18 protein-coding genes and 1 pseudogene are annotated in these 21,476 nt (G+C 66.7%); 12 read left to right on the top strand and 7 right to left on the bottom strand.

Features of this window, described 5'->3' with window-relative positions; genetic code table 11:
• Nucleotides 1-16 precede the first annotated feature (16 nt).
• The 3 genes from G6N60_RS27855 to G6N60_RS27845 form a co-directional block, all read right to left on the bottom strand.
• Nucleotides 17-922 carry a hypothetical protein gene (locus G6N60_RS27855; RefSeq protein ID WP_163744876.1) on the bottom strand — a complete coding sequence of 302 codons (906 nt, stop codon included), beginning with the start codon at nucleotides 920-922 and terminating at the stop codon, nucleotides 17-19.
• A gap of 68 nt (nucleotides 923-990) precedes the next feature.
• Nucleotides 991-1,773 (bottom strand): hypothetical protein, encoded by a 783-nt coding sequence (locus G6N60_RS27850; protein WP_163744873.1) that lies wholly within the window; start codon nucleotides 1,771-1,773, stop codon nucleotides 991-993.
• Nucleotides 1,763-2,137 (bottom strand): helix-turn-helix domain-containing protein, encoded by a 375-nt coding sequence (locus tag G6N60_RS27845; RefSeq protein ID WP_163744871.1) that lies wholly within the window; start codon nucleotides 2,135-2,137, stop codon nucleotides 1,763-1,765. The genes G6N60_RS27850 and G6N60_RS27845 overlap by 11 nt, the downstream gene beginning before the upstream one ends.
• A 124-nt stretch (nucleotides 2,138-2,261) precedes the next feature.
• On the opposite strand from G6N60_RS27845, the gene G6N60_RS27840 reads away from it, so the two are divergent.
• The 12 genes from G6N60_RS27840 (at nucleotide 2,262) to G6N60_RS27785 (ending at nucleotide 16,316) form a co-directional block, all read left to right on the top strand.
• Nucleotides 2,262-2,672, top strand: coding sequence for a hypothetical protein (locus G6N60_RS27840; RefSeq protein ID WP_246241445.1), 411 nt, complete (start codon nucleotides 2,262-2,264; stop codon nucleotides 2,670-2,672).
• Between the two features lie 373 nt (nucleotides 2,673-3,045).
• A complete protein-coding gene (locus G6N60_RS27835; protein WP_246241408.1) occupies nucleotides 3,046-4,287 on the top strand; it encodes a hypothetical protein in 1,242 nt (413 codons plus the stop codon).
• Between the two features lies 1 nt (nucleotide 4,288).
• Entirely contained in the window at nucleotides 4,289-5,206 is a 918-nt protein-coding gene (locus tag G6N60_RS27830; RefSeq protein WP_163744868.1) for a conjugal transfer protein, read from the top strand.
• Nucleotides 5,207-5,276: 70 nt separating this feature from the next.
• Complete coding sequence (locus tag G6N60_RS27825; RefSeq protein ID WP_163744866.1) at nucleotides 5,277-5,558, top strand: hypothetical protein; 282 nt, start codon at nucleotides 5,277-5,279, stop codon at nucleotides 5,556-5,558.
• Nucleotides 5,555-5,692 (top strand): hypothetical protein, encoded by a 138-nt coding sequence (locus tag G6N60_RS27820; RefSeq protein ID WP_163744864.1) that lies wholly within the window; start codon nucleotides 5,555-5,557, stop codon nucleotides 5,690-5,692. The genes G6N60_RS27825 and G6N60_RS27820 overlap by 4 nt, the downstream gene beginning before the upstream one ends.
• Nucleotides 5,689-6,054 carry a hypothetical protein gene (locus tag G6N60_RS27815; RefSeq protein ID WP_246241406.1) on the top strand — a complete coding sequence of 122 codons (366 nt, stop codon included), beginning with the start codon at nucleotides 5,689-5,691 and terminating at the stop codon, nucleotides 6,052-6,054. Before G6N60_RS27820 ends, G6N60_RS27815 begins: the two co-directional genes overlap by 4 nt.
• Entirely contained in the window at nucleotides 6,054-8,618 is a 2,565-nt protein-coding gene (locus tag G6N60_RS27810; protein WP_163744863.1) for an ATP-binding protein, read from the top strand. Before G6N60_RS27815 ends, G6N60_RS27810 begins: the two co-directional genes overlap by 1 nt.
• Entirely contained in the window at nucleotides 8,615-10,693 is a 2,079-nt protein-coding gene (locus G6N60_RS27805; RefSeq protein ID WP_163744860.1) for a hypothetical protein, read from the top strand. The genes G6N60_RS27810 and G6N60_RS27805 overlap by 4 nt, the downstream gene beginning before the upstream one ends.
• A 3-nt stretch (nucleotides 10,694-10,696) precedes the next feature.
• Nucleotides 10,697-12,487, top strand: coding sequence for an AAA family ATPase (locus G6N60_RS27800; RefSeq protein ID WP_163744858.1), 1,791 nt, complete (start codon nucleotides 10,697-10,699; stop codon nucleotides 12,485-12,487).
• A 1-nt stretch (nucleotide 12,488) separates the two neighbouring features.
• On the top strand, nucleotides 12,489-13,118 hold the full coding sequence (locus tag G6N60_RS27795; RefSeq protein WP_163744856.1) for a hypothetical protein: 630 nt from the start codon (nucleotides 12,489-12,491) through the stop codon (nucleotides 13,116-13,118).
• Entirely contained in the window at nucleotides 13,073-14,719 is a 1,647-nt protein-coding gene (locus G6N60_RS27790) for a serine/threonine-protein kinase (protein WP_246241404.1), read from the top strand. Before G6N60_RS27795 ends, G6N60_RS27790 begins: the two co-directional genes overlap by 46 nt.
• Nucleotides 14,720-14,885: 166 nt before the next feature.
• On the top strand, nucleotides 14,886-16,316 hold the full coding sequence (locus G6N60_RS27785; RefSeq protein ID WP_163744851.1) for a type IV secretory system conjugative DNA transfer family protein: 1,431 nt from the start codon (nucleotides 14,886-14,888) through the stop codon (nucleotides 16,314-16,316).
• Between the two features lie 312 nt (nucleotides 16,317-16,628).
• Here the strand turns inward: G6N60_RS27785 and G6N60_RS27780 are convergent, their stop codons facing one another.
• The 4 genes and pseudogenes from G6N60_RS27780 to G6N60_RS27765 form a co-directional block, all read right to left on the bottom strand.
• Entirely contained in the window at nucleotides 16,629-16,898 is a 270-nt protein-coding gene (locus tag G6N60_RS27780; protein WP_163742410.1) for a metal-sensitive transcriptional regulator, read from the bottom strand.
• Between the two features lie 58 nt (nucleotides 16,899-16,956).
• The gene (locus G6N60_RS27775; RefSeq protein WP_163744984.1) at nucleotides 16,957-19,764 is read right to left on the bottom strand and encodes an MMPL/RND family transporter; all 2,808 of its coding nucleotides are present in this window, start codon (nucleotides 19,762-19,764) and stop codon (nucleotides 16,957-16,959) included.
• Nucleotides 19,765-19,793: 29 nt separating this feature from the next.
• Nucleotides 19,794-20,222, bottom strand: coding sequence for an MmpS family transport accessory protein (locus tag G6N60_RS27770; RefSeq protein ID WP_163742407.1), 429 nt, complete (start codon nucleotides 20,220-20,222; stop codon nucleotides 19,794-19,796).
• A gap of 22 nt (nucleotides 20,223-20,244) precedes the next feature.
• Nucleotides 20,245-21,431: pseudogene (locus tag G6N60_RS27765) on the bottom strand (NAD(P)/FAD-dependent oxidoreductase).
• Between the last annotated feature and the right edge of the window lie 45 nt (nucleotides 21,432-21,476).

Here is a 21,476-nt window from a genome sequence, read left to right as displayed (position 1 = left end):
GGCCGGCGTCGCCGCCTCAGGCGCCACCGGGGGGCTGGAGCCGACGCCGGGCCAGCTCGATCACCTGCTGAGACCAAGGCGTGTACGCCGGGATGTGGGGTCCGGGCACAGCGCCCGGCGCATTGGCGATGGCACGCAGGCCGGGCTTACCTGCGAACATGTCGTCGAACTCCGCCACGGCTTGACATGCCGGCGACATGCTGTCCAGCAACTTGGTCTCGATGGCTTTGTTCACCGTGGCCAGCGGCTCGGTAATCTCCTCGGCCAGGTCGAGCAGGCTGGGGTTTTGACTCAGAGCCACGATGTCGGTCTTCGCCGGTTTCTTCATGTCGGACTGAGCAACAAAGGACCGGTCCACGGTCACGATCCAGGTCGATTGGACCTTGCCGCCGACCAGAAGCTGATTGACCGCCGCCGTGACAGCTTCCATCGACTCATGCACCATGACGTTGCGCAGGTCGTACAGGAACCGATAACCGGCGAATCCGTCGTAGAGACCGTGAAAATCGCTCTTGGCTTGGCTGTATTCAGGGCTTTTCGCCCCGTAGGCCTTCTCGATACGCCGCAGCATCTGGTCCTGGTGATAGACCACCGACGAGCACAGCGACAGCGCGGTTGCGCGCAAGCTGGTCAGCCACGTTGCGAACGAGTCGGGAGCCGAGTTGAACTGGACCAGGCCAACGTCCGAAGCCTGGTTTGCTGCCATCACGGCTGACCGCAGCAAGCTCTTCGACGAACTGAAATAGGAGTAAATAGAGCCAAACACAAGACCGGCAATTTGCTTGTAGGCGTCCTTGAATCGCGTGTATTCGTCACTCGATAACACACCTATCTGCTCGAAACTCACCGCCTGCCCTGAGGAATCGGTCGTGATCAGCAGGGCGCCGCGCGCATCGGTCGGCGGGCCGCCAGGATTCGTCATGCCCTCCAGCCTGCCCCGCCTGTCCCGCACCCGAGATGGCGGGCTGCGGTCCTGGGCTAACGGCGCCGCTACGTGCCGGCGAGCGCGGTGGCCGGCAAGTGGGCGAGGGTCGTCGCAACCGCGGCTAGGTACCAGAGGCTGCCCAGTGCAGCGACGGCGGCGGGCATGGCCAGCCGGGTCCAGTTCACGGGTGCTGGTCGTCGGCGCGGGACACGCAAAGCGTCTGACACCGGCTTAACGGCGGCTGGGTCGGGATCGAGCAGGGTCGGCATGGAGACGGGAGCCGGGCCAAGGATGAGGGTGTCGTCGACATCGCGCTGCGCGGGTGCCAACGGCCACCAGTCGCTGGAACCGTCGATGGCCAGCCACCCTTCGAGAACACCGTAGGCGGCGGCCGAGGCGAAGGTGGCCGGGATCTGGGCCAGCAGCCACGGGATGATCAGTGTGCTCATCAACGACGGGTTGGGGTCATAGAGCAGCGGTAGGGGAGCCCCGCAGAGGATCGCAGCGCCGAGCAGCGCCGCGATCGGGTAGGCCTGCAGACGCTCGGGGATCAACCCGGTGATCGCGGTATAGAGCATCCGGCCGGCCGGCCACCCGATGGGGGCGGCTGCAGCAAGGGCTGCCGCGACTCCGGTTTCGACGGCGCCGGTGGTGGTGGAGGACGTACGGAAGATCAGCGGCGGTGTCACCTGGTCGTCGTGCGGGTCGGGGCGGGCACCCACCTTCGCGCGGCTACGGGCCCGAATGCGTTTGCCTAGCAGTTCCGCGCGACGCTTCTGGAACATCCAAATGCCGGCACGCGCGGCGATCCAGGCGCGGCGCTCCTCGTCGTAGATCTCAGCGGGCATGGCCAGACCCGAGCAGACCTTCCACCAGCTCCAGGGCGGTGTGCAGCTGTGTTCGGGTGCTTTCCAACACGGTGACGACGTGTTCGTGCGCCGGGCAGGCAGCCTCGCTGGATGCCGGGATGCGCGAGGTGGGGGTACCGCCGTCCATGACGGACTCCGCTGAGCCCGGCGCCCATCCCAGTGCCCGATCGATGCGCTCTAGGGTCGATCGCGATAGCCCGCGGTCCCCGGTGAGCGCCTTGTTCATCGTCGATGGCGACGGCCCGCCGCGGGCGAACATCTGCGTGCGGCTGATTCCCAATGCGCGTCGGCGCTCGGTCACGAAGTGGTGCAACCGTTCTATGCCCTGCTCTGGTACCTCCATGAGCTAACAGAACCATATTTCGCCCTTAGTCGTCCATGAGTGTGGACACATTTACCTCCTAGTGGATACGGTGCGGTGACATAGTTGGTCATTGACCGGTCCGAGGAGGCTAGACGTGAAGACCATGCTGATGGTGGCGGCAGGGGTGGTGGTCGGGTTCACCGTCGTCATCGCCGTGCTCGTCCAGATACTCGTGCAGCTCACTCCGGTTCTGGTGGCGGCCGCGGTCGCGATCCTGGTCGTGCACCTATTGCGCAACCGCCGGCCGCGTCAGAACGTCCAAGTCCTTCCGGCTGCACCGTGGACGCCCACGCACGTCGCGCCCGCGACCCAGGCGCCCATTCCGGCTCCCCGCGCTGCGGCCTTGCCGGCGACTGCTGGCCCCGTGGAGGACCTGTACCTGCGATGGGGCCCGTCCGAGACCGAGGGTCTGGACACCGCCCCAAAGTTCACACCGCGCGCCGCGGTGCCGCCAGGCCGGCGTTCGCGCGCGGGCAGCCGTCCCACCGGCAGCGATCGGGGTCGGCGGCCATGACGCATGCGCTGACGACTTGGCATCGGGCGAGGCGAGACTTTTCAACGGCGTCGCGGGATCTGTACGCCTCCATCTCCACCGCGACGGGGCAGTCGAGGCCCGCGCCGGGACGGACCGCTGCGCAGCACAGCCATACCGACACCGAGGAGTGGCTGAGGGACATCGACGCGCTCACCTTCCTCGACTCTTGCCCGAGCACCTATGCGAACGACCGTGTCGTTCAACAGCTTCAGGAGTGGTGCGCAGCGCGTGACGTTCTCACGAACGCGCCGTGGAACCTGAGGGAACGGTTGCGGCGCGGCGTCGCGGCCCGGTGGTCGTTCACCGTCATCTGGGGGCCGACAGTGCGAAACCTTGTCCGGCGACCGCAGTCGTGGCGTCCATCGACGGTATGTGCCCTCGCCGCCGTGATGGGCGTCGATCTGATCGAAGGCAGCCGACGCATGGCGCGTTGGCGTGGCGTGGTCGATGCGAGGCTGTCATGACGGGCCACATCGACAACGACGAGTGGCTCAAGAACATCGGGGCGATCAGCGTCCACGAAGGCGACGACCGCGGCGACGACCGCGATGGCGACCTCCCCACCTCGACCACGGTGCGGACGCCGCGAGCTGCGACGGCGATCAAGAATCCCGACCTTGAATCAAACGAGATCCTGCCGGAGGCGACGCCCTCGGAGGAGTTCGGCGACGACGGCGAGGAGGAATCGGCCTCTGGGTACGGCGAATTCGACGACGACTACGACGCTTCGGGACGCGATGTTTTGCTCGGTTCGCCGCTCGACATCGGCGGGCCGGCAGTGGAACTGGACGACGGCCCCGCCGACGCCCGTTCGGAGGACGGGCCGCCGCGCCGGTTCACTCCGTGGGTGTTGGCCGCGTTCGGCGCTGTGGCCGCTATCGGCACTGTCATCACGCTGGTCGTCACCATGGCCAACTCGCCCAGCGACCAGCCGCCGCGACCCACTGCCGCGCCGGTGGCACCCCGAACGGTCGACGTGGCACCGCCGAGCACACCGCCGAACACCGATGGGCCGCTACCTTTTACAGCGTCCTCAGATTGTCCACCGGGGTCCACATCGGCACAGTCAGTAGCCGACCCCAGCTCGACCACCCCGTGGGTGTGTGTGAGATCGGTCGACGGGCAGGTCCTGGAGATCGATTTGGGGCGCACGTTCGTCATCACTGCGGTGTCGATCGTGCCGGGCGCGGTGAACAAGACCGACGTCGGACCTGACCAGCCCGATCCGTGGCTGCAGCATCGCGTGGTCACGCGGGTGCAGTGGCAGTTCAACGACACCGACCGAACGGTGAAGAATCAGAACACCGGCAATGTCCGCGGCGAAGCCGTGGAATCGGTTCGACCCGGCGTGCTGGCCTCGAAGATCACCGTGATCATCCAGGAGACCAGCCGCCCGCCCGCTATTGCACCGTCTGGCAACACCCCCACACCGCCGCCCAGCGCCGGACCGTCGATCCTCGGCGACATCCTCGGCGGCACTCAAGGTGGGGCCGCTCCCGCGCCCGTCCTACCAGGCGGAGACGCCTCTCGCGATCCGGCGGACGGAACGTTCGCGGTGTCGAGCATCAAAATCATTGGACACAAGGCGGTTTGACATGCAATTGACGAACACGTGGCGGCGACGCCTGACCACGACCGGCCAGGGCGGCGCCAAGGTCATCGTGATCATCCTGGTGGTCTGCTCGGTGATCAGCGGGGCGTCCACGCTGTGGCGCTGGGTCTTCCCGTCTGACGAAACACCGGTGGCGGTGACGGCGCGCTCGGTCGGCAACGAGACCGCTCTAGTCGAGAGCTACGCCATTGACTGCGTGACAGTGCTTTTGACGGCCAGCAGCAGCCGGGCCGCCGAGGTGGCGCGCTGCTTCCCCGACACCAGCGACATGTCGCTGCCCACGACCTCCCCGCTGATCGTCTCGGCGCAGGCCGCCTCGGCGACGTTCGTCGGCGAGACGGCACCCAACGTCACCACCTACGGCGTCATCGTGGCCGTCACCGAGCAGTCCTACACCAACGCCCCGCCGATGCGCAGCTACTACCAGCTGCCGGTCAGTGTGTACAACGGCAGCTCACCCCGCGCGATGGCCAAGCCCGCACGCCGCGACCCGCCACCCCCAGGGGTCGACGTGTCCCTGGACTACCCGGTCACCATCACCAACGACGCCGTGCTGGCCGGGGTGATCAGCGGGTTTGTGACGTGCTACCTGACTGACGCCAACGGCATTGAGCGGTTCGTCACCGTCGACTCGGGCCTCGGGCCGCTGCGCGCCTACGCGACAGCCACCGTGACCTCCATCCGCGCTCAGCGTCAGGTTCCCGACGCCCCACCCGAAGGCGCCGAGCTGCGCGTCTGGGTCACGGTGAGCGCCCGGGCCGCCGACTACACCACGACGCCGCTGCAGTACCCGCTCACCTTGCGCGCCACCGGGGGCGCGTGGTCGGTCGCCGCAATCGACGTGGTGCCCGCGATCGACCCCGACGCCCCGCCGACCCCCGTCGCCGGCGCAACGCGATGACCCCCCAGCACCCGCCGCTGGCGACCCGCCTTCGGTTCAGTCCATCCAGCATCACACGAAAGGAAACACGATGATCAACGAGTCGGGCACAACGATTTTGGCGGCGCAGGGGATCGTGGGAATGTCCCAGGAAATCTTCTCCATCGTGGTCGTCGTAGGCGGCCTCGCGGCGATGGCGCTGGGTATCGCGGTCGGCTTACGCAACGGGTTCAAGCAGGGCATCGGATCGGCCATCGCGGCCGTCGTGGGCGGCATCATTCTGTCGCTGATCATCGCCAACGTCGCGGGATTCCAGCAGTCGGGCAACCAGGAGCTGCAACAGCGCGGCATCGTGTCGGTCTACGGCCATTGACGTCTCGCCTGTCTGAACTGGGCGCATCCCTGCTTTGCGCCCTCGCCGTCGCCGCGCTGGTCAACGGCACCACCCAACTGATCGACGACACGAACAACCAGCCCATCCTCATCAGCAACCACGAAGAGAGATGACCGTGCAAAACGAGGTCCACACCGGAGAGCCGGCGAAGGTCTTCACCGGAATCCGCGACGTTCCGATCTACGCCGGAGAGTCCTCGACGGGTAACCGGCTGCCCGGCGGCCCCTACCGCGCTCCCGAGCTGATCGCCATCGGCATGATCGTGCTTCCCGCCCTGTGGTGGTTCCGCACGCACGAAGGCACCGGGTTCGGAGTGCTTGGCGGCGCCGTCGTCGCGGCGGTCCTTGTGACGGTGATCCTGCGCATGGTGCTGCCTAAGCGGCGGCCGTCTCTGTCCGCCCGCGTTTCTTTCGCCCTGACCACGATCCTGCCCAAACATGCGTGCGCGGCACGCCCGCGCACCAAGGAGCGTTGATGACTCGCAATGCTCAGCCGCGCGTCGATCATCTCTACGACCCGCCCGTGGCGGTGATCGGCAATCTGCGTTTCACCCGCGGCGGGGTGTACGCCGACTACCTCATCGACGGGCTGCCCCTGGTGCTGCGGCCGCTGCGCACCCATGAGCGGGGGAGCCGCTACTACCGCAACCTGGCCCGCGCGTTGCCCTCGGGATGGTCACTGTCCGGGCTACTGGACACCACCGATCCGAACCGCCTGCTGCGCAACATGGTTGGCAACCACGGCCACCGATCGGAATGGGTGGAGCACTGCCGACTGTGGGAGCCCACCTTTAACCCGGCCGCCGCACCCGCTGGCGCGCCGGTCTTCCTCGAACAACGTCGGCGCGGCTGGCTGACCTTCCCCGTCGACAGCGGCCGGGGCGGTCGCAACGCGGCTGGCGCGGCCACCAAAGCCAAGGACTGGGTGGTGGGCCGCGACGTCGACTCCGACACCTCGGTAGCGGCCTACGCGCGCCTGGCCGCTGAGGTCGTCGCCTCCGTGCCCGCACAGTTCAGCGTCCGCGCGGCCAGTCCACTGCAGATCCTGTGGCAGCACCGCCACCAAGTCTTTCGCGGTGCACTGCACGAACCGATGCCGCCGGCCGCAGCCGGCCCGGACCGGCTGACCGGCGCGGCTTTCGTGCGCCCCGGAGTCGACGAGGGCGCCAATGCGGTGCGGTCGTCCTGGTGGCCGACGATGCGCCCCGTCGTGCGCCTATATGACGCCGATCGCCCCGATGGTCCATGGAGTTACCAGGCACTGCTACCGGTCACGCATTTTCCCGACACCGGCCTGCGGTTCACCAAAGCGGCCTACCTGTATGCGCTCGACAACGTCGAAACCGACGCGACCATCGACTGGATGCAACACGTCACGGTGCGCAGCCCCGACCGCGCCGAGGCGCTCAACGCGCGCGCGGCCAAGAACATCAAAGATCAGATGCGCCAGCGCGGCCGCATGATCGAAGAGGACGACGAACTCGACATCAAGCTGGCCAACACCCGCGAGTACAACGCGCAGATCAAGGCCAACCCCAGCGAGCGCGAGCTGGACGTCGCCACGCTGATCGCCGTGGGCGCACCCAACTTGGAGGTGTGCGAGGACGCGGTGAAGCAGGTCCGCCACGAACTCGACCAGGCTGAGATCGCCGTCAGTCGGTGGCGTGGCGCTCAATCGAAGCTGTGGGCGGGGTTTAATCCGGGCAGCGAAAAGCACGCCCACCTCGACGAGTTCCGCGACCCAACGTCGGCGCACCTGTGGGGCCGATTCACACCACTGATCTCCACGCGCGTGGGTGACTCCCGCGGGACACCGCTGGCTGAGAACCAGAACACGTTGCGCCGCAGCTTGATCCTGCACGACCCTGAGGGATGCGCCCGCCGGCAGAAGAACACCGGGCTGATCGTCATCGGTGACCCAGGGGCAGGAAAGTCCAACCGCGCCAAACTCTCTGGGATCGAGGTGGTGCTGCGCGGCGGCAAGGTCGACGTGTTCGACCCCGGCACGCACGGCGAGTGGGGCCAAGCCTTCCGCAACGTCACCGACACCACCACCGTCGACTTGGGAGATTCCCGGTTCAGCCTTGATCCGCTGCGCATGTTCCCGTTCGAGGAGGCCGGAGACGTGGCCGCCGACCACATCCTGCCGATGATCGGGGTTCCCGCCGACAGTGACTTGGAGAACCGGTTCACCCTCCTGGTGAGCCCAGACATGCGTCACACCAACGGAATCAACTCGATGCGTTCACTGATTGGGTATCTGCGCGACCAGCCCGGCGCCGGCAACGACATGCTGCTCGCCCGGCTGGAAGCCTGGGCCACCCAGCGGGCAGCGCGGGCCATCTTCGACGAGACGCTGCCGGCGTACTCGACGTCGCAGTCCCTGGCCACGATCTGGCTGACCAACCGGCTGGGCCTGCCCGACGCCGACGACATTCTCAACCCGCACCTCTACGACAAGCTGCCCAAGAGCGCGCGGGCGGGCATGGCGATTTACGGGCTGATCATCGACACGGTGCAGCGCCATCAGTTCCTGCGGCGCGAGCAGTTCTCGACGATGATCTTCGAAGAGGCCGCCGAACTGATGGCCTACCCCGCTGGTGCGCGCACGGCGCACCGCATCACACGTCAGGGCCGCAAACACGCCACCGGCATTTGGCTGATTTCCCAGGACTACCGCGATTTCGAGCGGATGGGCGACAAGTTCATCACCCAGAAATGGCTGTTCGCGATCCGCAACGAGGAGCTGGCGACCAGGACGTTGGAGTGGGCCGGTGTCGATCCCGCGCTGTATCCCGAGGTCGTGCAGTCCTACTACGAGGACACCAGTCCGGCCGAGTCGGCCGATGACGAGGACAGCGACGACGACGCCTTCGGCAAGGTTCACCCGTCGCGGATGGGGGAGGGGTTCATCGTCGATGAGCGCGGTCGGCGGGCGCGCTGCCGCTTCCTAGGCGCTCCGACCGCGCAGCTCGCCAACGACGTCGACAGCACCCCGCCCGAGGAAACTTCCACCCCGCGCGAGGAGGTGCTCGCATGACCTCCGGCGCTGTGACGCTGTGGTTGGCCGACCACCCACGGGCACGCCGCGCCGTGGTGACGATGACGCTGACCTACACGCTGTCCTTCGTGGCCTTGCTGTGCGCGCCGAATGCCGTGGCCGCCGGCGGGTCGGCGGCGCTGGGCTGGACCGGGCTGCGCGACACAGATGGTGTCCCGGTCGCCTTCTACTTCCTGTCGATGGTGTCGGTCCGGGAAGCCGCGACCAACAACGGGCAGGACATCTCGATGCTCGATCCGAGTACGTGGATGCCCTGGATGGCCGCCGCCATGGAACGCGCCGTGGACAATGCGACGGCCGCGTGGTGGCTGGGCATGATTGCAGGCACCTTCATCTTCATCATGGCCGCGGCGCTGTGGTTTCTGCGCTTCGCGTTGTCCACCGGCTGGCTAGCCGCCGTGGCCACCTTCGCCGCGCCGCTCTACAACGCCGTGAACTCCCTGGTCAACTCAATGATGTTGGGACCCATCGCCATTACGATCTGCGTCACCGTCGCGGGCTATCACATACTGCGTGGACAGCCCGGCCGAGGGTGGGCGATGCTCGGAACCGCCGGCGTCCTGACGGTCCTGCTGGCCACGGTGTTCTCCGATCCCATCAGCGACCTCTACAGTGACCACGGCCTGCTGGCGCTGGGCCGCGGTACCGGACTGGAGATTGCCCAGGCCGCGACCGGAGCGCCCTTCGCCTCCGGCGGTTCGCTGGACGCCAAGCTCGACGCCCTGATGGCCAACGTCGTGACCGCCGGGGTACGTCACCCGTTGCAGGTCCTCAACTTCGGCATGGTGGTCGATGACGTCGGCGGATGCCGACAAGCGTGGAACACGGCCATCATCGGCGCGGGCGGCGTGGACGGCCCCGGCCCGGCACACGCCATGGCCAGCTGCGGTGCGCCGCAGGCCCTGGCCTACGCGCAGCGCCTCGGGGGGTCCGACGCGACGATCGGCCTGCTGCTGGTCCTGGTGGCGATCGTGGTGGCGTTCTTCTACTTCTACGTCGGCCTGTCGGCGATGATGGTGGGGATCAAGTCGCTGTACTTCGGAATCCTGGTGGGCCCGTCCTTCCTGATCGGAATGCTGGGCTTCGGACGAGCCCTTGCCTTCGCCAAACACTGCGGCACAGAGCTTTTCATGCACGTCGTCCAACTGATGGTGTTCGAGGTCTACCTGGCCGTCTCGGCGATCGGCATCACGTGGGTGCTGACCACCGACGCCTTCGGCGCCGCCACCACCACGGCCATCCCGCGGGTGCTCATCATGGCCGTCGCCGCGGCTGCACTGTGGCTGGGCTTCCGGTTCGTCGACCGCTCCTTCCACGCCGACAGCACCGGCACCATCGGACGCCAGATCAGCAGTGCCTGGCACGCGGGCACCGGTGCCGTGCGCGAAGAGACGGCGAGCTCGGTCGCGCGGGGGGTCAGCGCACGCCGCAGAGCCCGCCGCGACGCTGCATCCGGCGACCAGGACTCCGACAGCGGTTCAGAGGCCCGGCCCACACCGGGGGTGGAGTGGTTCAAGCCGCGCTCGACGAGCACGGCGCACACCGCGGTCACCGGTAGCGGAGCGGACACCGGCGCCGCCACGACATCGGCGAAATCCGCAGCCAAGTCCGCCACCACCACCGCGGTCATGGGCGCGGTGAAGGTGGCTGCCCCCGAGGTGGCCGTACCCGTCGAGGCTGCGGCGAAAGCGGCTGGCGTCGCCAACAGCACCGGGCACGTGCTCCGCTCCGGCAAGAACGCCAACGGCGCGCCGCCGTCCCGACCCGCCTCCTCAGGGTCGGCCGACACGTCCTCACCGGCCCCACTCCGCCAGCCCGGCCCGGCCACCGCAGCTACCCCGTCCTCACCCGTACGTGCGCCCGCGCAGGCCCCGACGATGGCCAGTCGCGGCGCGAACCAGACATCCGGCCGCCCGTCCGAAGCGGGGTCTGCACCGGCGCGCGGCGGCGACGCCTCAGCGGGGACAATTGACTACGACGGGCCGCGCCAGGGCGACACTGCGGCACTTCGCGCCTCCCGACCGCCACGACCACCGCGAGAGATTGGGTCATAGACGATGAGCACTGCGCGCGACTACCTCGACGCCGGATTCGACGCCTTGGGCCTGCTCGGCAACCCGGCTGACCCGAACACCGCGCGGGAGCGGTTCCGCCGGGCGGTCAGCATGGACCCCGGCATGTGCGACGCGTGGCTGGGACTGATCGCCACGGGTGATCACTCCAGCGAGACGCTGCGTCACGCCCACGACACCAGCGCGACGCTGCACCGCGAGACGCGTCGCCTGGGCCTGCAGGACACTGCCTTGGAGGCCTCGGTGCCCTCGCCGGGCTTTATCGAGGTGTTCCCCTACACTCCGGCGTCGATCACGTTGGCGTACATCGCGGCACTGCTGAGCCAACAGGACTACGACGCCGCCGAGAAGCTGCTCGAATCCTTCGACACGGCGCGCGAGCCCATGCAGTCGCCCATTTGGCGTTGCCTGGGCGCCACCCTGCATTACGTCACTCAACGCTGGACCGACGTGCTGGACTGGGCCGCTCGTCCCGTCAGCGGGACCTTGCGGGTCGTGGATGCCGCGACCGACCTGATGGCCGGGATCGCCCATGTGGGTCTCGGTGAGTTCGATGCCGGGCTGGTCCTGCTCAAGGGTGTGCCCTCAGATCAGGTGAGCCCCCACGCCGCTGCCATCGCGGCGCTGTACCGGGGATACGCCCTGCGTTGGCTCGGCCGCGAGAACGACGCGCGTGCCGAGTTCGGCATGGCCGCTGTCGGCGGCCGCATGCTGCCCGACGCGTCCTCGGCTCTCGCCGACACCACGTTCGGACCCAAGACCACTACCGCCGAGGCCATTGCCGCGCGCACCAGCCGCTGGGACCCGCAGTCCGGTCCGAGCACCGAGGAGCTGCGGCAAGCCGAACAAGCCCAGGCCGCCGCCACCGTCCTCGAGGAGGCCGAGCGCGACCTACAATCCTTCATCGGGCTGGGCGGGGTGAAGGCCCACGTCAACAAGCTCAAGAACGTGCAGAACTACGACCGGGCGATGGCCGCGCGCGGGGAGGGAGTCGGGCAGCGCAACGCCCTGCACTTGACCCTCGTCGGCCCTCCGGGGACGGCCAAGACATCCATCGCACGCGTGATGGGCAAGATGTACTTCGGCCTCGGCATCCTCACCTCGCCGGAGTTCATCGAGGTCTCACGCAAGGATCTCGTCGGTGGAGTGATCGGCGAGACCGAGGCCAAGACCGGCGCCACCCTCGACCGTGCCCGAGGTCGCATCCTGTTCGTCGACGAGGCCCCCGAACTGTACAAGGAAGACAACGAGCGCGACTTCGGCCGCATCGCACTCGACGTGATCATGAAGTTCGCCGAAGATCACCGCGACGACACCATGGTCGCCCTGGCCGGCTACGCCAGCGACATGAACCGCCTCCTATCGGCCAACCCCGGCCTGCGGTCGCGGTTCCCCACCCAGCTCGAATTCAGCTCCTACAGCGCCAACGAGCTGAGCCAGATCGCCGCGCTGTTCGCCGACAACTACCGCGTGCTCGTTGCACCCGAGGCGGTCGACACCTTCAACCGATACACCACCTGGCTTACCTCGACGCTGAGCAACAACCCCAAGAACCCCACCGAGCTGCTCATCGACATCGCCGGTAACGGCCGCTACGTGCGCAACGTCATGTCCGAAGCCGTCGAGAAGATGAAAGCGCGGGTCGTCGCCGACGCCTCGATCGACCTAGCCACCGCTGACCTCAACGTGCTGCGGACCGTGGTCGCCTCCGACATGGCCGATGCCGTCGGTACGGTCCTCAACGCCGCCGGGATTCCAACCGGCGGGCAGGGGTGACGTGGCACGCGAGGCGGAAGTGGCCGCGCTCAAAGCTATCGAGGACGCGTACCAATGGTGGACGGTCACCAGCGACCAGCTGCACCGAGACGTCGGCGAAGCCGCCGAGCGCCGTGGTGGGGCACCTGCTCAGTCCCTGAGCGCCGACTTCGACGCCCAACTCGCGGTCACCCGCGCCGTGGCCGCATTCGCCCACATCTGCCCGGACACGGGCCCCGATATCGACGGCCTGCCCGGTGCCGCCTTCATCCAGGCGCTTTACCACGTCGGCAGCCAACCCCGCCTGGATCAGAGCATCGCCGATCTGACCCACCAATGGCAGTCCTGGCTAGCCGAGACCGTCCGATGGTCGCCGGAGTCGGAGATCCCGCCACCGGCCCGGCCCACCTCAGATGCCCACACCCGAGTGTTGACCGCAGTCGACGACTGGTGGAGCTTCGGGGCTGATCGACTCCATGAGCAACTGGTCGGCTCGCTGACCGCCCAAGGGCACCACGTCACGGAATCAATCGACACCGGTGTTGACGGCGAGCTGATCCAGTCCGCGCACGTGAGATTCGAACGCGACTCGTCCACGCCGGGCCCGTGGGCGCGGCTGCGAGCGCTACTGCATGTCGGCGACCGCCGGTAACAGTCATGGACACCGAGACAGCATCGGACACGCCCGGACGCACCGAGCGGTCCGCCGCCCCGCCGGTAGGCGATGCTGTGTCTGTGTTCGAGGTGGGCAACCTGGTGGGGGGATATCGAATCGAGCGGCTGGTGGCCACCGGTGCCACCGGCACCGTCTACGTGGCCAAGAATCCCACCCTGCCGCGCCGCGACGCCCTCAAAGTGCTCAACCCCGACCTGTCCCGCGACCCGGCATTTCGGGAGCGGTTCGTACGCGAAGCCGACATCGCCTCACTGCTGAACCACCCGAACATCGTCTCCATCCACAACCGCGGCGAAGCCGACAACGGCCAGCTCTGGATCGCCATGCACTACGTCGAGGGCACCGACGCCGAGGCCGCACTGCAAGCGGGCACCATGACCATGCCACGAGCGCTGCGCATCGTCGGTGAGGTCGCCAAGGCCCTGGATTACGCCCACCAGCGCGACGTCGTCCACCACGACGTCAAGCCCGCCAACATCCTGTTGGCGCCCGGACCTTTCAATGAGGAGCAGGTACTGCTCAGCGACTTCGGGGTGGCCAGGGCAGCCGGCGCAGCAGAAGACTCCGACGACGCGACACTGGCGGTCACCCTTGCCTACGCCGCCCCGGAAGTGATCACCGGCGGCGCCGTCGATGGCCGCGCCGACATTTACTCCCTGGCGTGCACGCTGTTTCGATTGCTCACCGGTAAGCAGCCGTTCTACAACGCCGAGGGGACGACCGCTCTCGCGTTAGCCCATCTGCGTCAGCCGCCGCCGCGGACCTCCGAGCACCTGCCTGCGGCCAGCCCGCAACTGGACGCGGTGATGGCCCGAGCGTTGGCCAAAAACCCGGCCGACCGATACGGCTCGGCGCGTGAATTCGTCGCCGCGGCCTCAGCCGCGGCGACGCTCACGCCGCGCCGCGCGCCCACAGTCCCACCGGTGCCCGGAACCCCGCCGCGCACGCCAGGGTTCCGCAAGAGTTTCGATGACCCGATCAGCGTGACGCCAACGCTGCGGCGGCGCACACCGGCGAAGCCGGTGCTCATCCTCTGGGCGGTATTCGCCGTCGTAGCGCTAACCGCCGGTGCCCTCTGGTTCAAACTCATTGCTGGATGGTCGGATTCGCCGACCGACACATCGACATCGACATCCACGACGGCGGTGACGAGCCCCGCCGCTCTCCAGCTCGACCGGTTACTGCCCTCGGGTTACCCCGCAGGGACTTGCGACCCCGCGCCGGTCGACGGAGGTGCGGCGGCCGCAGTCGCGTGCGGCCCCAACGTCGACCTCGGCGGCCCTACGTCGTCGACATACACGCTCAGCAGGGATCTGCCGGCACTCCGCGCGTCGTTCACCGACGCCATGAATCGCTCCATCGCTCGGATCTGCCCGCCGAACATTCAGTCACCGGGGCCGTGGCGTCGCAATGACAGCCCGGACGTTGTACGGGGGACCGTCTTCTGCGGGCTGCAGGGCGGCCAACCCGTCGTGGTGTGGACCAACGACGACAAGCTGCTGCTCAGCGTCGTTCGGGCCGCGCAGCCCGCCGCCACGCTGGAAGGCCTGTACACGTGGTGGTCGTCGCATTCCTAGCGCGTTTGGCGGAGTGTTCAACTGCGCAGGGTCACCAGTTGAACACCCAGTGACCACGGCTACTCGCGGGCGGCTATAAAAGGCGTTCATCTGAGGAAACGTCCCGGCTGGCCAATTCGGCTCTGGTGGTGGACTGCTGAGCGTGCCGCCCGCCACGATGTAGCCCATGAGCAAGCGGCCCGAGCCCTATAGCCCGTACTGCGGGTTGGTCGTCAACGACAACGAGCAGTACGAGAAGGTCCAGGGCGCACCACATTTGGCCATCAGCGCACCCACGCGCACCGGTAAGACACGGCGCCTGCTGGCCCCGGCTGCGGTGCTGCATCCCGGACCTCTGGTGGCCGTGTCCAGCAAGGAGGACCTCGCCGAACTGGTGCTCATGCGCCGCGGCGTCACGGGCCCGACCGGGGTCATCGACCTGCGCCCGGAGAAGACGCTCGTCTGGCCGGCAGGGGTGCGGTCCATGGTCAGTGACCCCACCGCGTCGATCGGATCTGCCGACGAAGCTCTCACGGTCGCCGAGACCATGCTCGCGACCTCCGGTGTCGGCTTCGGTGGAGCGTCCAGCGGCCAGACGGTGGCCGCTGGCGGTCTGTGGGAGTCGACGGCCAGCCGCCCGCTGGCGTGCCTGCTGTACGCGGCGAGCCCCCAGGGCAACAGTCAGGGCATGCCATGGGTCCTCGAAGCCGTCGAGAACCTCGGGGTCGAGGAGGAGGAAGACGGCCCCGGCGGCGGTCAGATGTCGCTGGAGGCCACACCGTCCTGGATGACCGCGGCCGCCCTGTGTCCGCATCCGATGCTCTCCGATCCCATGCAGCGCGTGCTCACGATGAACAGCCGCATGCGCGACAGCGTGGCTATCACCGTCTCCAAGGCGGTTACCCCGTGGGTGCGTCTCGGGCTCAGCGCCACCGAACATCTCGACCGGCTCAGCGCGGTCGACGAACTGAGCATCGAATCCTTCGATGTCTCCATGCTCGACGACCCCGACGCGAGCCTGTTCGTCATCGCACCCAACACCGGCACCGTCGCCGGCGCGGCGGTGGCGTTGATCGACTCCATCATTCGCCATTTCCGCAAGCGCACCGCTCAACACCAGCTCGAACACCGGTTGCTGCTCGAACTCGATGAGGTGTGCAACTCCTGCCCGCTGCCCGCGCTGCTCAATTACGTGGGCGAGTCGGCGGGTCTGGGCGTCAACATCATGGCCACCGTCCAGGCGTCCAGCCACTTCGACGTCGTGTACGGACCGAAGTACGCCGACGCGCTGCGCGACATCTTCCCCGGCACCGTCGTGATGTACGGCGCGCATGAGCGCCACTTGCTCGAACAGGCGTCGCACTGGCAAGGCCTGGGGACACGGCGAACAGAGTCTTATGAGCCCAACGGTGGAAGCCGTTCGCAGTCATCACATCTGGGCGCGATCATCGACTGGCAGGAGCTGCTTCCACAGAGCTATGAGGAGGCCCAATTGCTGCTTCGGGGCACTGCGGGTCGCCGCGTTCAGATTCCCGACTGGAGCCAGTTCCTCGACATCTACGACAGCGCGATCCAGACTCGTCAACGCCGGCAGCGGACGGCCGTTGCGACGGCCTGACGGGCCGAGCAGGACGTACGTCTTGAACTCTCGCCCGTCTCGGTGATGCGGTCGGCGGGCGTACCGTCGATGCGTGGCCGCTGGGCGTTCTGTGGTGCGCCGGCGTGCGACGCCGGCGCCGATGCTGGCCACGCTCGGCCCGCCGCCCAGCGGCGATCGGTGGGCTGTGGAGTGGAAGTTCGACGGCCAGCTTCACTGAACTTGTCAACGTTTAGTTGGGCTCGTCAATCTTTGAACTCTCGTCGACGTGTTTAGCGGATGATCCCCGTGCAGTGGGTGCACTCAGCATGCACGACTAGAAAAAGAGATCGACTACGCGAGCGTAAGGAACAGCTTCTCGAGTTCGGCCTCTGTCATGGGTGCGGTGTTGCCGTTGCGGTCGGCGACGATGCATTCGCGTAACCCGGTGGCGACGATCTTGAACCCTGCTCGGTCGAGTGCGCGGGATACGGCGGCCAACTGGGTGACGACGTCCTTGCAGTCACGCCCTTGTTCGATCATGTTGATTACGCCGTTGAGCTGTCCCTGGGCGCGGCGCAGCCTCCTGAGGATCGCGTCGATGCTTTCTTGATCGTCGATCATGTGTTCCTCCGAAGTAGTCCGTTGATTTCAGCATACCCGCATGGGTATCGACCACGGTTTACGGCGCACTGGGCGAGACGGGCTCGCGAACCGAAGGGATCGGCCTTTTGCGGATGTTGAGGGGCCACCAGAACCAGCGAGCGAGAAGCGCAGCGATGGAGGGGGTCATCAGCGAACGCACGATGAGGGTATCGAAGAGTAGCCCCAGGCCAATCGTGCTGCCCGCCTGTCCTATCGAGCTCAGATCGCTGGCGACCATCGACATCATGGTGAACGCAAAGACCAGCCCCGCCGCAGTGACCACGGCGCCGGTCTGACCCATGGAGCGGATGATCCCGGTCTTTAGCCCGGCTCCCATTTCCTCCTTGAAGCGGGAGACGAGAAGCAGGTTGTAGTCCGAGCCGACGGCTAGCAGGATGATCAGCCCGAAGACCGGGGCGATCCAGTTCAGGTCTAGACCGAACAGGTACTGCCACACCAGGACGGTGAGTCCGAAGGCGGCACCGAGCGAGAGCAGGACGGTGCCGACGATCACCAGGGACGCCACCAGTGCTCGGGTGATGATCACCATGACAGCGAATATCAGTGTCAAGGCTGCTATTCCGACGATGAGGAGGTCGTAGTGTGCGCCCGACTGGATGTCGCGGTAGATGGCGGCGGTGCCGGCGAGGTAGAACCGTGCATCGGTCAGCGCGGTGCCCTTGACCGCTTGGTGGGCGGCGTCGAGTTCGGAGGTGACCGACGCGATGCCGGCGGGGGTCGCCGGATCGTGATCGTGGGTGATGATGAAGCGGGCCGCTTTGCCATCGGGTGAGAGGAAGAGCTTCAGTCCGCGTTGAAAGTCCGGGTTCTGGAAGGCCTCTGGCGGTAGGTAGAAGTAGTCACCGCTCTTGGACGCGTCGAACGCCTGTCCCATCGCGCTGGCGGTGTCGGTCATCTGGGCCATCTGAGTAATGAGGCCCGAGAAGGTGCTGTGCATGGTCAGAAGGGAATTGCGCATCGACTGCGCGACACCGATGATCGGTCGAAACTGGGTGACCACGTCGGACACGCCACCGTCGGCATCGCCGATGTCGGTCATCAAAGCGGTCATGTCATCGCTGAACGTGTCGACCCCGTCGATGGCCTCGAATACCGACTTGGCGCCCGAGCAAATGGAAATGTCGAAGCAATGCGGTTCCCAGTAGAGGTAATTGCGCAACGGTCGCACCGTGTCGTCGAAATCGGCGAGGTGGTCTCGAATCTGGTCGAGGGTCGCCTTCATTTCGCCCGTGTCCCCGACCAGGCGGTGGGTGGCACCGCCGATGCGGGCCAGCGAGGTCTCGATCCGCTTCATGGAACTGATCATCGCGCCGAGGTCATCGCTCATCGCGAGCATGTCGGCGACCCTGTCCCGCACGAATTGCAGGTTCTGCTGGATCGGTATCGATTGGGCGCTGATTTGAAAGGGAATCGAGGTGTGCTCGATCGGCCCGCCCAGGGGGCGGGTGATGCTCTGCACCATGGCAATTCCCGGTGTCCGGAAGACCTCGGTGGCGATCTTGTCGAGGACGATCATGTCCGCACTGGTCCGCATGTCGTGATCGCTCTCGATCATCAGGATGTCGGGATTCATCGTCGCGGCGCTGAAATGCTTTTCCGCAGCCGCATATCCAACATTGGACGGAGCGTCGTCGGCGATGTAGAAGCGGTCGTTGTAGCTGATCTGCATGGTCGGCACGACGGCGATGCCGACGACGGCGATGGCCAGGGTGGCGGCAAGCACCGCGCCGGGCCATCGGACCGTCGCGGTGCCAATGCGATGCCACCGTCGGACGTTCGACTCCCGCTTGGCGTCGAGTAGGCCGAAGCGGCTGGCCACCGCCACGACGGCGGGAGCCGCGGTCAGCGCTCCCGCGACGACGACCAGCAGGCCTATCGCCGACGGCAGCCCGAGGGCCTTGAAGTAGGACAATCGGGCGGAGTGCAGGCACAGGGTCGCACCTGCGATGGTCAGTCCCGAGCCCAGGATGATGTGATGGGTGCCGCGAAACATGGTGTAGTACGCGGCTTCCCGGTCCTGGCCGGCTCGGCGTGCCTCCTGATAGCGGCCGACGAGGAATATCGCGTAGTCGGTTCCCGCGGCGATCGCCAGCGTGGACAGCATGGCGACGACGAAGGTGGAGAAGCCCAGGACGTCGTGCGCGCCGAGCAGCGCGACGACTCCTCTGGCAGTGCCCATCTCGAAGCCCACCATGACCAGCACCAGCAGCATGGTGACCAGCGAGCGGTAGGTGATCAGCAGCATGATCATGATGACCAAGCCGGTCACGCCCATCATGATGAGCATGCTCTTGTCGGCAGCGTGGTTCATGTCCGTGGTCAGCGGTGCTGGCCCCGTGACGTACACCTTCAGACCCGCCGGTGGAGACGAACGAGCGACGATCTCTCGCAGCGCTTCGACGGAGGCGTTGCCTGCCGTGCTGCCCTGGTCCCCGGCGAGATTGAGCTGCACGTAGGCGGCTTTGCCGTCGCGACTCTGTACCCCGGCCGCGGTGAGGGGATCTCCCCACACGTCTTGCACGTGCTGCACGTGTTCGGGGTCGGCGTGCAGCTCGCGAACGAGAGTGTCGTAGAAGCGACGCGCCTCATCACCCAGCTCGCGGTCACCTTCGAGGACGACCATCGCGATGCTGTCGGAGTCCGACTCGTGATAGGTCGCACCAATGCGCTTGGCCGCGATCATCGCCGGAGCATCCTGCGGTGACATCGTCACCGCATGGTCCCTGGCCACCGACTCGATGGGCGGGATCAGGACGTTGACGGCGACGGTCAGCAGCAGCCACGCCACCAGGATCGGTACCGCAAAGCGTCGAATGAACCGCATGAACGCCGGACGGGCCTCGGAGTCCTGGGTCACGCGGCCTTCGCCAAACAGGAGGTCTGGGCGTGGTGTCCGTCTGCCCGGCCTTCGTCCTTGACCTCACCGTTGACCGTGATTCGGCATCCGATGGAGTCACCGTCGCCTTGCGCCACCACACTTGCCAGTACCGCGGGCGCGGACGTCGAGACGGTGACGCTCCAGGGCAGTCCGGTGAAGTTCGCCTGGTGCGCTTGGGCGTTCGCGTCCAGATAGTTGACGCTTCCGATCATGTCACGAGATCCATAGAGGTCGTAGGTCACGTATTTGACGTGAGCCTGTTCAAGGGGTTCGGCGTCGGCACCCGAGGCGGAGAAGATCGCCTCGGAGCCGAACGCGCCGCGCAACCTGACCACGGTCACACCGCCGAGGACGACTGCCACCACGACGACCACCGGTACCCAGCCCTTGGCGAGCACGCTCACCGCTGACGTTCTCCGTGTCACGTCAGTGCGTGGTTGGCGCAGCCGCCAATTCCCAGAGCGCTCGCCAGTCCCGTTCTTCGTCCTGTTTGTCGTGATGGAGCTCGACCGACGGAGCGGCCAGGTGGATCGCGGGGTGGGGCAGGGTGAAGAAATCGCCCTTGCCCTGGGCTGAGGCACCACCGCCGACGTCGACGTAGCAGAACCCCTCGCCGGACAGAGCGCTGGTGGCATCGGTGATACCGAGATGGTTGAGCACGTTGGCCGCCGCGGCCTTCGCACCGTTCTTGGCGAAGATCGCGGCCTTGGGCAGGGGGCGTCCCGACGGGGACGTGACGGCGGTGGTGTCACCAATCGCGTAGATGCCGGGATAGCGCGTCTGCATCGTCGCGTTGTCGACACCGATCCACCCGGGCTCGCCGAGCGTCAGGGCGGGCTCGTGGGGCGGCACGAACACCAAGAGGTCGTAGTCGGCGGTCGAACTGTCGGCGAAGTGGACCGTCCGGTGCTCGGCATCGACTCGGTCGACGGCATGTTCGGCGAAGAACGCGATGCCCTTGTCGTTGAGCAGAGCGACCAACTCCGGGCCGGCGAAGGGCCCGCCGATGGCATCGGTTGCGGCTCCGGGCTGTGCACCGAGATCTGGGTGGCGGTCCGTACTCCGTTATCGTGCAACAAATCGGCTGCCAGCATCGCTCCCTCATAGGGCGCCACGGGACATCGGTACGGCAGCGCGGTGACCAGGAATACCAGTTTGCCGCCGGTGAACTCACTGAGCGCTCGGTTGGCGTCGGCGGCGGCGTCGGCGCTGTAGTAGTGCACGGCGGTGTGCGCGTCGACGGCGTCCTGCAGTCCCGGAACCCGTCCGATCGCGTTTCGCGCGCCGGTGGCGATGACCAGGGCATCGAAGGACACCAGTTCGCCCGTGGCCAGCGTCACCACACGCGCTTCGGGATCGACGTGTTGGACCGCTCCGGTGATGGTTTCGACGTCCGCCAACGCATCTGCGGTCGGACGGATCGCGACACTGTCGCGGTCACGCCAGCCACGCATGACCCAGGGCAGGGTAAATCCGAGGAAGTGTGAGAAGTCCTCGTCGATCACGGTGACGTCGAGGTCGGCGAGGTCGACCCCGGTTTCGACGAGTTCGTGGACAACGCTGAGGCCACCGATCCCGGCACCCAGAATCAATAGTTTCTTAGTCATGTTCATCGACCTTTCTTGAACGGGAATGATCTACGATGTGGCGGCGTCTCG

It is taken from the genome of Mycolicibacterium madagascariense (assembly GCF_010729665.1).
Classification (GTDB): Bacteria; Actinomycetota; Actinomycetes; order Mycobacteriales; family Mycobacteriaceae; genus Mycobacterium; species Mycobacterium madagascariense.
Note: the sequence above shows the minus strand (reverse complement) of the source record. Positions and strands in the feature narration are given on the sequence as shown.